Origin of the sequence: Fulvivirga ligni (assembly GCF_021389935.1) — a bacterium.
Lineage (GTDB): Bacteria > Bacteroidota > Bacteroidia > Cytophagales > Cyclobacteriaceae > Fulvivirga > Fulvivirga ligni.
Genome location: NZ_CP089979.1, coordinates 3,653,040 through 3,669,408, shown reverse-complemented (window position 1 = coordinate 3,669,408; position 16,369 = coordinate 3,653,040). Strand labels below are relative to the sequence as shown.

At 39.3% G+C, this 16,369-nt stretch carries 12 protein-coding genes; 1 reads left to right on the top strand and 11 read right to left on the bottom strand.

The genetic code is table 11. The features are described from left to right. Positions 1 to 239 precede the first annotated feature (239 nt). Complete coding sequence (locus LVD16_RS15660; RefSeq protein ID WP_233769214.1) at positions 240 to 4,199, bottom strand: T9SS type A sorting domain-containing protein; 3,960 nt, start codon at positions 4,197 to 4,199, stop codon at positions 240 to 242. Between the two features lie 154 nt (positions 4,200 to 4,353). Continuing rightward, positions 4,354 to 4,815 (bottom strand): ferritin-like domain-containing protein, encoded by a 462-nt coding sequence (locus LVD16_RS15655; protein WP_233769213.1) that lies wholly within the window; start codon positions 4,813 to 4,815, stop codon positions 4,354 to 4,356. Positions 4,816 to 5,061: 246 nt separating this feature from the next. On the opposite strand from LVD16_RS15655, the gene LVD16_RS15650 reads away from it, so the two are divergent. Beyond that, positions 5,062 to 5,409 (top strand): hypothetical protein, encoded by a 348-nt coding sequence (locus LVD16_RS15650; protein WP_233769212.1) that lies wholly within the window; start codon positions 5,062 to 5,064, stop codon positions 5,407 to 5,409. Here LVD16_RS15650 and LVD16_RS15645 read toward each other — a convergent pair whose 3' ends face one another. From LVD16_RS15645 to LVD16_RS15605, 9 genes are all read right to left on the bottom strand, one after another. Beyond that, entirely contained in the window at positions 5,410 to 6,312 is a 903-nt protein-coding gene (locus LVD16_RS15645) for a histone deacetylase family protein (protein WP_233769211.1), read from the bottom strand. A gap of 14 nt (positions 6,313 to 6,326) precedes the next feature. Next, the gene (locus LVD16_RS15640; RefSeq protein ID WP_233769210.1) at positions 6,327 to 9,422 is read right to left on the bottom strand and encodes an ATP-binding cassette domain-containing protein; all 3,096 of its coding nucleotides are present in this window, start codon (positions 9,420 to 9,422) and stop codon (positions 6,327 to 6,329) included. Positions 9,423 to 9,510: 88 nt separating this feature from the next. Next, positions 9,511 to 12,147 carry a M1 family metallopeptidase gene (locus tag LVD16_RS15635; RefSeq protein WP_233769209.1) on the bottom strand — a complete coding sequence of 879 codons (2,637 nt, stop codon included), beginning with the start codon at positions 12,145 to 12,147 and terminating at the stop codon, positions 9,511 to 9,513. Positions 12,148 to 12,261: 114 nt separating this feature from the next. Beyond that, entirely contained in the window at positions 12,262 to 12,726 is a 465-nt protein-coding gene (locus tag LVD16_RS15630; RefSeq protein ID WP_233769208.1) for a hypothetical protein, read from the bottom strand. Then, positions 12,726 to 13,121 carry a helix-turn-helix domain-containing protein gene (locus LVD16_RS15625; protein WP_233769207.1) on the bottom strand — a complete coding sequence of 132 codons (396 nt, stop codon included), beginning with the start codon at positions 13,119 to 13,121 and terminating at the stop codon, positions 12,726 to 12,728. The genes LVD16_RS15630 and LVD16_RS15625 overlap by 1 nt, the downstream gene beginning before the upstream one ends. Before the next feature lie 9 nt (positions 13,122 to 13,130). Beyond that, on the bottom strand, positions 13,131 to 13,595 hold the full coding sequence (locus LVD16_RS15620; RefSeq protein ID WP_233769206.1) for a hypothetical protein: 465 nt from the start codon (positions 13,593 to 13,595) through the stop codon (positions 13,131 to 13,133). 141 nt (positions 13,596 to 13,736) lie between these two features. Beyond that, positions 13,737 to 14,786, bottom strand: a complete 1,050-nt coding sequence (locus tag LVD16_RS15615; protein WP_233769205.1) for a nucleotidyltransferase domain-containing protein — start codon at positions 14,784 to 14,786, stop codon at positions 13,737 to 13,739. Further along, positions 14,783 to 15,553, bottom strand: coding sequence for a nucleotidyltransferase domain-containing protein (locus tag LVD16_RS15610; RefSeq protein WP_233769204.1), 771 nt, complete (start codon positions 15,551 to 15,553; stop codon positions 14,783 to 14,785). The genes LVD16_RS15615 and LVD16_RS15610 overlap by 4 nt, the downstream gene beginning before the upstream one ends. Before the next feature lie 489 nt (positions 15,554 to 16,042). Next, positions 16,043 to 16,276 (bottom strand): hypothetical protein, encoded by a 234-nt coding sequence (locus LVD16_RS15605; RefSeq protein ID WP_233769203.1) that lies wholly within the window; start codon positions 16,274 to 16,276, stop codon positions 16,043 to 16,045. Between the last annotated feature and the right edge of the window lie 93 nt (positions 16,277 to 16,369).

The window sequence follows — 16,369 nt, the reverse complement described above, 5'->3', positions numbered from 1 at the left end:
CTTATAGTTCGTAGATGGCGGCACCTACGACGGCTATGATAGAAGAAACTGTATCTCATTACAAATGCCAGGCTCTACAAATCCTCGTTACAAATGGAGGATAAGATCACCTCATCCCCAGCCCTTCTCCTCAAAGGAGAAGGGAGTAAAAAAGTCCTCTACCTGAGGAGAGGGTTGGCTGAGGTGAATAAAAAAAGCCCAAACTCTCGCTTGGGCTTTCATATTATGCATATTTCTTATTAACGATCTTTTACAACCGTTCTTTTAAGAATCTCTTCTTCTCCGTTTAAGCGAAGGATATAAACACCTTTTGGTAGTTCCTCTAAGTTCAATTTTAAAGAAGAATTTCCAGCATCAATCTTTATATCGCGAGCAATTACCTGACGGCCTGTGATGTCGGTTACGGTCATCTCTACCTCCTGGCTTTCAATGCTGCTTACGTCAATGTTCAATTCAGCGCTAAAAGGGTTTGGATAAACATTTACTTCAACATCACCATCCTCATTAGGAACATAATTTTGATGATCTGTAATGGTTCGTGCATTAGCTGCCTGATGTAGATTATAAATTCCGTCTAAATCATAACCATCGGCTAGACCGAAAAACATGCTCTTTTTGGTGGCATCTTTCACTTTTATATACTTAGCTCTTTCCAGGCCACTTCCTGCCATATCAAAATCACCATTCTGGCAGGTAGTACCTACGCTCACGAAATCTATTCCGTTTTCAGAAACAAATACTTCTGCTTTTTCTGGGTAGATGAAACATGGAAGCTCTAATGGACCAAAGCTACTTTCGTAAACTCTGAATTCATCACCTTCAAGGTCATACATGTAATTATCTAATTCCAGCACAATTTCACCGCCAAAACCAAGACTTACGAAATTGTAGTAATAATTCTCAAGAGGAAGACCTAAAGCCTTGTTTGGATCACTTCTGATATAAGAAACAGGCCAGCCATTCGCTCTTTTCCCTTGATTGAAACTGGCTACTGAAACTGCGGTAAAGTCATTTGAAGTAATCTCTTCAGTAAATTGAAAACGAGCCGTCACTGGTAAGTGATCAGAAGTATTGTAAGCATAATCGCTGTCATAGAACTGATATCCAATTCTAGCTGATCCTTCTAGGAAATATTCTGCAGCTTCATCAGATGCTATGATATGATCAATAACGTTAGTATAGAAAACATAGCTTCTTAGGCCCTGGTTACTCAAAGGCAATGTTAATAGCTTATACTCGGCAGTATCAGCAATGTAGGCCTCATATGTACTTACTGTGGTAGGCACATCTGCCACTGTCTCATCAAGATCGTCGTTATAGTCACCTAACATGATCAGATTTACATCTGAATAATAGGCATCTAATGAATCTTTCAGCACTTCAACATCATACTTACGCATGTCATATCTACTTTGAGCATCACTGCTGTTGGCTCTGGCATGAACTACCAGCATATTGATTCTTTTTGAAATGCCATCGATAGTTACATCTGCCTCTAACATATATGGCAATCTACCACTAGCCCAGAATCTATCTCTAGCATCAGGGTAACCTACCAGATAAGAGTCATCTCCGCCATTGTAAATAGGATGAATGGTAGAAAGTAGAGCTCTTGAAGCTGAGAAATCTGGAGCCACTGTACTTGTATTATACACAAACCCTACTCTCTGGCTATTATCATAAACACCTGGATTTGAAACAAAATCTGACAAGAAGTAGTCATAACCAGGCATTTCGCTGATCATTTGAGCAAATAATACTGTATCAACTATTTCTTCCACAGCAATAATATCCGCATCAAGAGCTAATAATATCGCTTTCACGCTATCTTTCTGAATGGCATCGCTGGCTGGGGCATTTCCTTCGTCTCCAAACCATTCGATATTCCAGGCAGCTACATCAAAAGTAGATGACCTTGGGATGGACAGGTCCTCACCATCTGGCTCATAAGGAGCTGCACATGGCACATCTGCCGTTTGTCTTGGAAGTAGCTGATAGATTGACTGAAACCTTCCTACCACACCTGTAATTGAACTACAAGTTTCTGGCTGCTCAAAACCAACCAGCTCCTGAACATCAGCATCTATTCTTAATTCACCTGAGCCACTGGCGTCAGTAAGGTTGTAATTTGAGTTTCCAAATAAGATATCTCCAGGGTTAGGGAAAGATGTGTTGAGCACAGTAACCAGTTCTCCAGGATGGGCTGATAACTCGCTTAAAGTGACCACTTGAGGAACAATTGGTGAAGAAGCAGGTCCGAAATCTGTCACGCTGCTCACTGTACCAATTTGAATTTGATCATTAAAAGCTTCTAAAACACCAGAAACCTCTACGCTATCGCCAATACTAAAAAGCATGTCTCCGTGTAAAGTACCATCGAAGATAGCTATACCTGCGGTGTTATCTTGAATATAAGCAGGACCACCAAAATGATCTGATGCCGTAAAAATTCCTCTTACTGTTACCGAAGTACCTAAAGCAAGCGCTCTGGCTTCTGCAATAGTCACCAACTCTCCCGGAGGTGCCACTGCGCCATTCTCTGCTCCCGGTGTAGGAGAAGCTGTGCTATAAGCACTGGTATTTCTAAGTCCTCCAGAACCATTAGGAAAACGCTGTAAAGACTCATTGTCCTTATCACCACCTTCATTTTCATTCAGCTGAGGCTCACCAGCATTAAGCAGAACTAATAACTCTGCATCGTCATCATCATCTGTATCGTAAACTACGGCGTCTATCAGATTTTCTGTGGTAACGATAGTTCCATTTGGAAAATCAGAAGCCGAACCTTGATAAAGGGCGATGGCATCAGCTCCATTTTGTAGTGCATTGTTTCCAAAAACCAAATCCACATTAACCACAGCAGCATTTCCAAGCACAAAATAACCTTCGGCGTTAGTAGTATATCCAGATAGGTCAATAGCATTATAAACAGCATCACCGTTTCCATTATATAATACCACTACAAAACCATCTAACGGAGTATTTCCTACACCACCATCATATAATTCAATAAACTCCTCCTGATCAGAACCTGGCGTATCAGCATCTATTTCATTGATTACCAGATTTATAGGCTCAGTAACATTGGTATTCGGAGCACCTGGAGTTGGCAATGCAGCCACATATGTACTTGTATTTCTCTCTCCTCCACTACCGTTAGTGTATCGTTGTAAAGAATGAACATCCTTATCACCAGCTGCATCCTCATTTACCTGAGGCTCACCTGCATTTAACAGTGTTAGCAGCTCTGCATCATCGCTATCATTAGTATCATAAACAATTGCATCTAAAAGGCCTGTTAATGTCACTGCCGTGCCAGAAGGGAAATCAGTAGCGTCAGCTTCATATAAGGCTACTGCATCAGCACCATTTTGTAAAGTATTAGAATTAAATTCAAGAGAAACGTTGTTCACTCCTGCATTTCCTAACACAAGATAACCATCAGCATCTGTAGTATACCCATCTAAATCATAAGCCTGATAACTTAGGTCATTGCTACCATTAAACAGCACTACTACCAAACCATCAAGTGAAGTATTTCCCAATCCACCATCATAAAGCTCGATAAATTCAGCGATGTCGGTGCCTTGGGTGTCAGCATCAATTTCGTTAATAATCACTGATGCTACCGGCGGCTCTCCACCAAAACTCTGACCTGTATTCACAGCATTATAAGTGCTGGCTTGAGGATCTTGCCATGTAAAATCTGTATAGCTTGTTCCTACTCCCGCCAGCTGCAATGAAAAGTCTACAGGAGTTGTGCCACTTTCTTCAACTATGATATCTACACTCTCCATGCCATCAGCCGGACCGCCAACTGCGGTGAAAGAGCCTTCATAACTCAAAAACTGAATTACAGATGAAGAACCATCTACCAAAGCGATACCATCAGGCCCTCCGTTTTGTACCCCAGCTTCACTGAAGAAGATAGTTCCGAAGGCACCGTCCTGAGCCGGAATAATTCCTGAAAGCGCCAGCGTGCTGTACGGCGCACCTCCACTTCCGTTATAGAACACTAGTGACCAGCCCGTAAGATCTGTACCGGCAGGACCGGCTATCTCTACACCTTCGTTGGTATCTGCACTGGCATTATCATAATGTATCTCATTTATAAATATGGACTGGGACCATCCATACAAGCTAAATAGCATGAGCAAAAGACATAAAATTGTCTTTTTACCTAGTAGAATTTGCTTCATTTCTGATTGGGTTAGATTTTGATTTTTAGTTAGTTAGATGAAATTACCAATGTTCGGCACCATCAGAAAGCTTTAAGTATTATTTTTGTTTTAACAATGCATAAAAAAAGGGCTGAAAATTAATTTCCAGCCCTTTCTTCTTTGTAATTCAAACCTATTTCGCGACCATGTTATCCTTCAATTCCATGATTTGATATAGCGACTCATCTATTTTAGCTTTATGATCTTTAAGTATCATGTAAGTAGAAGCTGGTAAGTTTTCTAGACTCAGCGCCTCGTTATAATCTTCCCATGAAGTCATCTCCCCTCTTCTGCATTCTTCCAGAATCGCTTCCTCATTATGATTACTAATTGCAGCTTTCAAATCCATCCATTTTCTGTGAATGTCTCCTGCTAATGTTGTTCCCTTTTTAGTCACCTCGCCACCCAGGTTTTGAATTTCACCTTTCAACTCGTGACCGAATCTATATCTCTGCTCCTCATAAGCCTTAAACATGGTTTGAAGCTGAGGATCGTTCACATCCTCTACAGCATCTTTATAACCATATTCAGCATCATAATTCCTTTTGATCAAATGGTTTAGCTTATCTATAATGTTCTTATTGTCAGTATTCATAGCTTTCGATTTTTAATTCATGATCACTAATACCATTTCTTTGCCAAAGCCTTATTTGAGCATTTGATGGGGATTTTCACCAGAGCAATGAGCAATTAAATCCATAATGACGGGACAATTATTCACAACTTATCAAAAAAAATACTTCTGAAAGTAATATTTACTATTTGGACAAGATATTGCCCGTAGACATAATAAATTAAACATTCTACACTAATTCACATTATAAGAACAAACTATTAACTCATGGAACTGGACGAACTACTGAAAAGGAAGCTTATCAATAAAAAAATACACCATCCGGTATATGGAGAGGTGGGTTTGATAGCTGATATTCTTAAAAACAATATCAAATACATAGTATTTAAAGAAAGGAGCCTTCAAAATCTTACCTCTGACAGTAATATTTTAAGAGCGGTGCCTGTAAACTATCTATACATTGATCATCACACTAGTGATCTCATGGTAAATTTTAATTCAGATTGGATCAAGGACGCACCTAAATTCACCCATGCTGATCTTCTGGACAAACGCGAACCCCTTATTGTAGCTTTAGATGAATATTATAGAGAAAACAGAAGCATAGCTGTATGATCAGAAATAAATCTCCTGAGCCAATCTATAAGTATTGGCATGAGCTTCTACTATAAATTTGATTTCCTCAGAATAGCCTCCTCCCATAGTTACAACTACCGGGATTTTATTTTGATGAGATGCCTCCAGCACTAATCGATCTCTACTCTTACAACCATCAATACTAACCTTTAACCTTCCCAACTTATCTGTACTCAATATGTCTACTCCAGCCTGATAAAAGATGAAGTCTGGTTGCACTGCATCTATTAACTGAGGCAAATGTTTTTCTAATGTGCCTAAATATGCGACATCCGAAGTATGGTCAGGAACTGGAACGTCCAGATCGCTTTTCTCTTTATGTAAAGGATAATTCTTCTCGCCGTGCATACTAAAGGTAAAAACCCGATCCTCATTTTGGAATATTTCAGCTGTGCCATTTCCCTGATGTACATCCAGGTCTATAATGAGTATTTTACTGGCAAGCTTATTATTTAAAAGATAATAAGCCGCGATAGCCTGATCATTCAATAGACAAAACCCCTCGCCTCTGTCAGTAAAAGCATGATGGGTGCCTCCAGCGATATTCATAGCTACACCATTTTCCAAAGCATACTTAGCACAGTCTACCGTGCCTTGTGCTATGATGATTTCTCTTTCTACCAGAGATTCACTGAGGGGGAAACCTGTTTTTCTTATTTCGCTTTTAGTTAGCTGAAGGCTTCTTAACTTATGCCAATAGTCTTCTGTATGAGCAGCTTCTATCAAGTCATCAGAAGCTGAGGCCGGAGCAAAAAAGTTATCTTCAGATACTGTTCCTTCATACAACAGTTGCTGGGGCAACAGCTCATACTTTATCATGGGAAACCTGTGCTTATCCGGCAATGGGTGCACATAATTTTCCTTCCAGGCAATCTTCAGCATCTTAAACTCCTTCTCTACTTGTTAATTCTTTTCCTTCTTCTTCCTCCGGATAAAAACTTTAAAAGATTTGATAACCATTTAAAGTACAGCGCTATGAACAAGATGATACTCATAAACCAGATAATTATCAGGTTAAAGGCAAAAGTATTAATCATTTGCCCCAGGAAAGGTTTATGCGGAGCAAAGAATTTAGTACGATAATCTACAGGATTCAGAGGTCTAAAGGAATCAAAATAGATAGGATATATCTTCTGAATCAAATGTCCGTTATGCTCAATCACCCGGTGGGTAGTATTCGTGTTCTTTAAAGCGATGGTAATGGCCTCATTTTGATATTCCATTCTCATGGAATCGAAAGCAGCTTGCCCGCCAAGCTCTGCAGCCAAAGATTCAACTTTTTGATCTATCTTGTTCACTGCTTCAGTATACTTGTTCATGTACATCTGTTTAAGCACCTGTAATAAATGTGAGGTTTGCTCATAGGTAGTAGAATCAAACTCCTCTAAAACCAGCTGATCAACCAATGAAGTACTGTCCTTGCCTATTAGCTTGAGTTCACCCTGCAGCTCATTTCTCACCAGCTCTAATGATTTCTGAAGATCTTCATTGTGAGAAGCCAGCTTGCGCTGCATATTATGGAAAACATGAGACAGCTCAGATTCCAAACGAGGTATGTAGTACAGCTTTTTATATTCGGCATTAGCTTTCGCTTGTTCCAGATTATAAAACTCCTTTTCGAAGCTATTATTCTTGTACTGAGCTACCATGGCCGCCTCAAAAGCCCAGCGTGAAGCCATTCCATCTCCTATAATCGGCACCCCTTCCATGGTAGTCACCTGTGGATTAAACTTATCAAAATTGATCACCACGCCACTAAGGACTAGCTGAGGAATAAGCAAAATTGGGATAAGAATGTAAATGGTTACTGCTGAGTTAAATGACGCTGAAATATTGAGTCCCAGCATGTTAGCAAAGCAAGAGCAGCTGAACAATATCAACCACAGGCTGATGTTCATATCATGTATTTGCAGCACCCAGTTCCCTATAATTACGAAGGAGGCTGTCTGTAGCGCACTTATCCCAAATAAGATCAGAACTTTGGAGGCCAGATAACTGCTCCTACTCAAGTTCAAAAACTTCTCTCTCTTCCTTATTTTCCTATCACGAAATATCTCTTCGGCACTTACGGTTAAGCCCATAAACAAGGCCACAATAATGCTCATGAAGAAATATACCGGAATGTTATCATTCTCAAAGAAGTGATAAGATGCATGATCTTTCTCCACCGTGGCATAATATCTTACCAAATAGGCCATAAAAAGGGCCAAAAACGGAGCCTGAATCAGGTTAATAGCCAGATATTGAGTGTTTTCTGACTTGGAGAGAATATCTCTGGTTAGGTAAACCTTAAATTGCCTCCACCAGTTTGGTATGTGTTGAGCTACTTTTATGGGCTCAGTTACCTGCTGAATCTTAGGAATCTTGATCCTACTTCTAAAATACTGATACCACTGCCCTGGAGATACTTTTCGCTTATTGGTAAGCCTTCCATATTCATTAACAATGCGAGTTTCTATAATGCTGAAGATCTGCTCCGCATTGATATTACCACATTCCGGACAAGAACTTTGATCCTTATTAGCAGCATTCATTATCTCCTTGAAATAGGTGACTGCGGCTATAGGATTACCGTAATAAATTTGCAGTCCACCTACATCCAGAATGAGTAGGTTATCAAACATCTTGAATATGTCTGACGACGGCTGATGTATGACCACAAATACCATTTTACCTCTTAAAGATAACTCCTTAAGCAGGTCCATAATATTTTCAGAATCTTGAGACGACAAACCTGAAGTGGGCTCATCCACAAACAGCACACTAGGCTCACGAAGGAGCTCCAGACCAATATTTACTCGCTTTCTTTGTCCTCCACTTATGGTCTTTTCTAAAGGGGAACCTACCTTAAGGTTCTTGATTTCAATAAGGCCCAAATTAGTAAGCACCTTATTCACCAGCTTTTCGGTTTCTTCCTCAGAATATTGCTCAAAGCACAGCCTGGCAGCATAATAGAGGTTTTGAAATACTGTAAGCTCTTCTATCAACAAATCATCCTGGGGAATATAACCGATAACACCCTCCATAGCGTGAGGATTTTCATGGATATCGATACCGTTGATCACCACCCTGCCGCTAGAAGGCTTGTCTGCCCCATTGATTACATTGAGCAAAGTAGATTTACCTGAGCCACTGGCTCCCATTATACCTACCAGCTTCCCTCCTTCTTCACAGATATTTACATTCTGCAGTCCTGCTCTACCGCTCTTGAAATGATAAAACAAGTGCTCTGCACTAAAAGTAATCTTACTTTTTACCTGACGACTGAGATAAGTACTTACAACATCACTGTAATAAATGGTCTCGATCTTATTTCCTCTAATGGTACTACCGGTAGGAAATATATCTATCTTCCTACTCTTGAGAGGAATTCCATTTAATGTAAGTGCCGATATACCAAGGTATTTGATAAAATAGGTTTCGATATCTTTTAACCTCAGTATGGCTATAACTCCGGTAAGATTTTTAGCCACTAACCGTGGACCATTCAGATCATATTCACCTGAACCTTCGTCTATAATTAAAATATCTTTAGAAGAGAGTTCTTCCAGATCATAGGCGGTAACAAAATTTCTTACCACCACCATATCTTTTCTGGATATTTTCAGAGCCTCACCAATGTAGAATATAAGGTTGCCCTGTCTTTCAGAAATCTCACCATCTGCAAAGACCAGCTCAATGATCTTCACCACCAATACCATCTTCTGCTGCATGGTGAGCGCCTTGTTCACCTCTTTGGTTATAGCCATAATTCTGGACCAATCACCCACAAACTCCAGGGTATCATCATCCAAATTCTCTAACTCAGGCTTAGCATCTACCTTGTTTTCATCGCATAGCTGATCAAAAAGGCTGAGATAGTAACCTACCAGCTCCTGATTAACATGCAGGGATAAGAATTCTTGTATATTATCACGTTCTGCCTCCGTAACTCTTTCCTTTGCTACTATGGCAAACAGCTGAATAATAGCTTTAAGAAGATCTTCACTCATTTAACGCACCTCCGGTTTTTAGAACCATACGCCAAGTAATAAAACGATATGTATGAAAACAATAGATTAAGCGATAAAATTAAGCAAGTTATTCACTAAGCGGCAGTAGTACTTCAGAAATTTCATCAGTTTCTGATTCAGAATACTTTTTCTTTACCTTCACCGCTCTAAACAGCTTATCAGAAGATTGTAAAATCTTATTTCTTAGTCTACTGGGATACTTCCGATAGCTCGAAAAGAATACTTGCACTTGCTCAGCTGCTTCCGCAGAGCTATGGCCTCCAAGGGTACCACCCAGCCATCTTTGTGGAAAGAAAATATCCCCTGTAAGCTGAATCTCCTCTAGCATATCCAGACTAGGCTTAATAAACTGCACAGAATAGTCAGCTCTCAAAGGGTGATGAAGATAAGAAATGGCAGTAAGCACCCAATCTTCGTTTTGTCTGTTCTTCTCTTCCTTCAGGCTATTGAAGAAATCCCTTCGAACTGCTGTATCCGCAGACAGGGCTGGCAAGACAAACTTGAATTTATTCTTACGGTCAGGATTAGATATCCGTTCTTGCTGCTCCTGCAAAATGTCTTTATACCCATCAACTTCTCTTACCGCCAAAGCATAGGCTAAGCTGGTATAATCTCGCTCTGATAAAGTGAGTCCTTCAATCTCCGTTTCTTTAGACCACAAATTTCTTAGCAAATCTACTCCCTGATCAGTAAGCGCCACAGATGTTAGGGCATGGAAGAAAGTTGATTTAAGGTTCGAAGAAGGTGAACTTAGAGCCAGATTAAGTAAAACACCTTCCAGCTGAGGGGCCAAGTCCAATCTTTGATTCTCTGTATAAAATTTCCAATAAATCTCCTGAGCCACGTTGGTGATGTATGCCACAATTAGTGGTTCTTGCTCAGTGAGTAGGCTTTGCAAACACTTTTCCATCAAATTCTTAGGGTTAACCTCAGCCCTTAGCATACTTTCATATAGATCAATCCAAACAGCTCCTCTAAGCACAGGATTTTCCAAAGAATCCAGCTTACTGATGAGCCAATCTTTAGTTTGCGGACCGAATTTAAAATAGCCGTAGCCTAAGCCACCTCCATTAGTGAAGACATACTGAGGATAGGGATTTCCTGTTAAATTCAATGATTCCGGGGCAGTAAGCATATTAGCTTCGGTATAATAAATGGAATCCTGATTGGCCATGAGCACCTTTAGATCCTGACGCCAGCCATCATCTTTATTATTTACATGATCTACTCTGGTGTAGAGAGAAAACTTATCTATTGAAGACTTGTCTTTACTTTTTAGATAGAAATAAGTTGATGGCATTCCACCAGTTTTGACCCAGTTTTTATTCCATTGCTCAATATCAAAATCAGCATCTTTGGCCATTATGGCTATGAGATCATCCCAGGTAGCGTTGCTGAAGGAATAGGTTTTTAGATATTGTCTCAAGCCGTTTTGAAACGCTTCTTCGCCCATAGCTTGCTCTAGCATAAGCATAACCACTGGCGCTTTGTGGTAAATAATTGATCCATAGAGAGTTCCGGCATTTTTCAGGTTATCCAATGGCTGCTGAATGGGGTGCGTTCCTTCAGTTCTATCCACATCATAGGCCGCAGGATAGTGAGACATTAAAAACTGAAGATCGTGATTGATATCCGGGAAACCAGGATTAACTATTTTGGAAGCCATGAAATTGGCAAACACTTCTTTCAGCCATACATCATCGAACCACTTCATGGTGACCAGATCACCAAACCACATGTGGGCCGTTTCGTGGGCAATGAGCTGACCACGACCCATTTGTTCGTTCAATGTAGCTGACTCATCTAGCAGCATGGAACTGGCCTTATATAAAATAGCTCCCGGATGCTCCATTCCTCCGTATTGGAATGACGGCACCAGTACAAAATCGAATTTTTCGAAAGGATATTTAATCTCAGTATAATCTTCTAACCACGCAATTGACTTTTGATGCCAATCGAATATAGCATCAAGGTTATTGGCTAGTTTTACAGTGTCCGTTTCACGGTGGTACATATTCATCTTTCTTCCACCTACCTCGCGACTCACCACCTGAAAATCACCCACAGCAAAAGAGAACAGATAACTGCTTATTAATGGTGATGAGTTGAATTGATAAGTAGTTCTCTCACCAGCCTCTTCTTTCTTCTTTAGCGAACCATTAGCCACTGCCTTCCATCCCTTTGGCACACGCAAGGTAAGATCATACACCGCCTTCAAATCCGGCTGATCAAACAGCGGAAAGCACGTTGAAGCTCGCTCAGGTACGAACAACGTATATAGGTAATCATCATGCCTATTTAAAGACTGCTCACCAGCCACAAACTCAATGTTGACCGTATTCCTCCCCTCCTTCAGATCTCTGGCTCGAAGTGCAATATGTTCATCAAACACCTTAGTCTTTACCTCAGCATCATTAATTGTCACCGACTTCAAAAGACGAGGATCAACATTAAAGTCCAGGAGTAGATCTTCTCCTCCAGTAAAGTCAAAGCTCAGCTCCTCGGATGCTTGAATGGAATCCTGAGTATTTTCAGGTATTTGAAACTCAAGTTTATAATTAATATTTGAAACCCGTTGCCTACGATCAGCCGCCAGCTCTTGAGATATCCCTTTCTCTTTCAGTTCTTTATTTGAAGGCTTACATCCTACCACACATAAAGTAAGTAATAAAAAGGCATATTGAAGGAAGTGTTTATGATGCATGTCATAAACATAAAAAATAATAATTAAAGTATGTAGGTATGGGGTTGGGATTTTGTAGACGCTATTTCAGTCGCGTTAAACCAGTACACTTATAATTGCCATCCAATGGTTCATCTAAGAAAATGTATCTTCTTCTAGTAGTTTTTGTGGATTTATCACGGGTAATAAAACACCATTAAAATCTGTAGTTTGAGTTCTATCAAGTATCATACCTCTTGCTGTAGAGTAAGAAATACCTGCGATTGTAGCTCCTAACATACTCGATACAGAAAACCCATCACCATTCTTTTCATGAGTAACAAAGTCACTTAGATTATCGATTGAAAAATGAAACTCAATATGATATTCAGCTCTAATTTTCACTGACTTATCATCATCAAGGCCTTGGATTTTTATGAAAAGTCTAAATAATTGATAGTTTTCTTTTAAGTTAAAACCAGACTCAGACCTGTAGCCAGCATTGAATTTTTCAATGGGTTGTGGACTATCAATAAGAGAAACATCTGCCTCAAAGACAGATTTCAAAACTCTAATTCCTAATAAATGTATTTTCTCTGGCTCTACTTTAACTTTTGACATTAAGCTATTTTTAATCCATCAGTGAAGACTTTTTTATCACTCTTTTTCCATTCTACTTCCTGAGTCAAAATTTTCTTAGATAAAGAAAAGTTATTGACCCTGACAGGAACTAACTTTGTTTTGTGATAAGCTTTCTTAGCTCTGTCTGTGCAAGTAATAATGCTTTCACCTAATACAGCTTCTATTTTAGCAATGCTTTTCAATGTAAAATTGTGGGTTCCCTGCATCCACTTACTCACTTCAGACTCCTTTTTCCCCAACATACGAGCAAGGTCTCTTTGTGTTTTACCCTGCTTTTCTAAAATGTTGTAAATTTGATCAGATATATCAAATGAATGATCTACAAATCTTTTTACTTCGTCACTTACCTCGATTGAATCAAAAATTTCGCTCATAGTGGTAGTTTATTTTATATAAAAGGATAAATCACCTTGAATTTGATTTTCAGCAAAACTGATTTCTCCTTTTTGTTTTTTCAAATTTATAATGTAGGCTAAATGATTGATAGTTTCAAAATGCGGAAAAGCATCAGGACTATCCTGTACTTTCTGAGATGTCTTTTCACCTCCGTTACCAAGAATTATAATTCTCTCATTAATTCTGTAACAGTATAATCTAAGTTTAGAAGATTCTATGGGAATAGCACTTCCTTTTCCCTCTGGTCGGAAACGTCTTTCTTGTGCTCCATATTCATTGCCAATTTTTCCAAGCCAATATCTAATGAGATTAACATCTCTTTGAAATTTTTTCTCATCCTTAAAGCGTAAGAAGAAATCATCTGTCTCACTCACCTTCTTGCTCTCCTCATGAATGGTATAAAAGGTTGTTTTGTCAAATGACTTATATAATTCAATATTATAACGCTTCACTTATAAGTTAAGTTTTCAAATTTATATAAAAATTCGTTAATCGCAACTTAAATTCCTAATCACAGTTGACTACTACCAAATAATTCTTTGTTAAACAATCCCATTCTCTTCGATGACCAGGAGTATAATGTGGTCAGGTGACTAACCATAATACTCCCTCCTCATCAAAATCAACAACCTGTTTAATTCTTCAAAATCAGGCTCATTGGCCAATGATGACTCTTGATAAATCAATTTCAATTGATCGATTGCCATTTCCGTTTGAAGCAAAAGATCGTTGTACTCAAATTCACCTCTTTTTATGCTTAATAAATACTCACGATCCTGCCGCTTCACATGAAGTTTACCTTCCCTCCCTATTTCTTCGCACATTTTCAGCAATCTGAAGGTGTGCATCATATTTTTGGCATCGTAGTTCTTTCCATTCTGTAAGGTGTTTTTATAGCGGTTGTCATTTCGCTTGTCCACCCACTCCCAATACTCCTTATATTCCTTGCAATAGCTGGAATAGGCCGATTTGTTGAAGGACATGAATGCCATAGGTTGAAGTCCCTTAGGTATAGAACTCAACGTAACATCATTTGCATTATCAGAACCTTGGATACCATGAAATGCATCATCACCATAATAAAGAGCATACATTTCATTCATATTTGGCAGCTTCGACAAGCCACATTCTTCCTGAATAAGCTTATGCGACTTCAAGTACTCCTTCACTGGTACTGATCCCTGATGATCTGCTACATAGCAAAAATCCAATATGCTCTTGCGTTCTTTATCTACAGGGTTGAGAATCTTCTTTTTCAGACCTTTGGCCTTTTTTACCTGTGTCATGGCATAGCCACCAAAAGTATCGAGACATTTCTTTGACAAAAACTGCTTACCTCTAATTGCCTCGAATACCGGATGCATATACAAAACACTCTCATCAGGTGTGTGCAAAAGCTCCAAAGCCGTTGGGTTACTTTTAGTAAGTAAATCAACAAACCGCTTGAGTTCATAATAAACAATGTCATTGCTATCATTACTCACCTGCTCTACATATCTAAGCCCAAAATATTCATCCTCAGGCAATATGAAGACACCTTTTATGTCAAGATCAGAATCTTCTGTGGCCAGTCCATAAGCATGGCTTCCGCTCTGGCACTCGAAAATGATCATGTCTTTATTTTTCAGTTCTTCAATGGTCATAGCTTTTCGGTAATTACTCGCCTGTAAAAATCATCTAGTTGGTCAATATCTCTTTTCTTTGCTCCTGGCAGATGATTAGCAATTGCCTCATTTAAACCAATTTGAGCTTTCAAGTACTCATCTAACACAGGTTCTCTCTCGTGTCTATAATCTTCATTTTTGGTAGACTTCAACAAGATAAGCTCCTCTACTTTATCCCGAGTCTCAGGTTGAAGAAGCTCGAACATGAGATTCATTTCAATTTGAGGAATAGCCATTTTCTCACGCACCCAACTTGCGCATAAAACTGCTCTTATCGCATAGAAGTAGCTTTTCAATTTCACCTCATTTCCGGAAGTATAGCATATATCATAGTACTTCTTAGCCATTCTGTGGTAGTGGTGCATAGTAGCAATAGGAGAAAAGCAATCTCCTGCCAACTCCCACAGTCCATCAAGAATCTCTTTACTTTTTAGCTCATAAATGATGGGCGATTGCAAACGCTCAAGCAATGGTGCATTAGATTTCCATAGCAAATGCAGCACCTTGTTGATTTCCCAACCGGTTATATCCAGATCATCATTAATAGGCCTGGTAAAAGTATCTTTTCTGGCACGAAGTGACAGGTGCCAGTCAAGCTTTTCGGCATAGATACACCTGACATCGTAATCACTGTCAGGAGATGGAAATCCCCACGCCCTGGAACCAGTTTCGCAGGCATATAATATGCGCACTGATTTTTCTTCTTCAATCTGCTGAAGCCTTGATTTGATTATTGTTTGCATCATTAATTTCATTAAGAGCCCCCGACGGGATTTGAACCCGCACTCTCCCGAAAATATCGAGATTAGCATGGAGCCGGGATGAACACGCTTCCCTACTAAGCTTCCCCGAGAGGCTGTTCGGTGCTGCGACATACTGGGCTATTCACCACGATTCTGTCTTCCGGAAACCCGTACTCCTGCAACCGGCTAGTGACTGTTTTACCGTGCTCTGCCTCTTGGAGCTACAGGGGCTTGTTTGTTATTCTTAAGAAAGAAATACTTTTAATTTGAAGTCCGAATCGAGTTGTTCGGCTTTATTTATTTTCTCTAATAATTGGAGGGACTCTTGAGTTAACTCTTTCACAAAAGACTCTATACTATCGCCATAAATATCAGGCTCGCAAAGGGCATATCTAATAGTAGATATGTGATTTAATGACGGATAACCGTTATAACTTATGACTGAAAATTCATTCAAAATCTGAATTTTCAAATCACATAACATGTCAGATGCTAAGGCTTCGAGTCCCATTTTACATCACCAAAATAGCGATTAACCATCTTGGTGAATTCTCTAAAAGCATTTGGTTGACCATAGTTAAATGCAAAAAGAAAAAGATAGAAGTCTTCATTAATTCTTTCTAGCAAATCCTCTTGCTGATAAACCCATTGCTCAAAATCTTTGAGAGTAGCGGAACCTAAAATGACGTCAAATATTCTACTTTTTAAATCTTCACTTAATTTCACTTGTATAGTATTTATTTTTCAACAGTAACATGGATTTCGCTACAAACTTTATTCATCTCAGATGGGTATAATTTTAAGATGACTAAAGTTTAT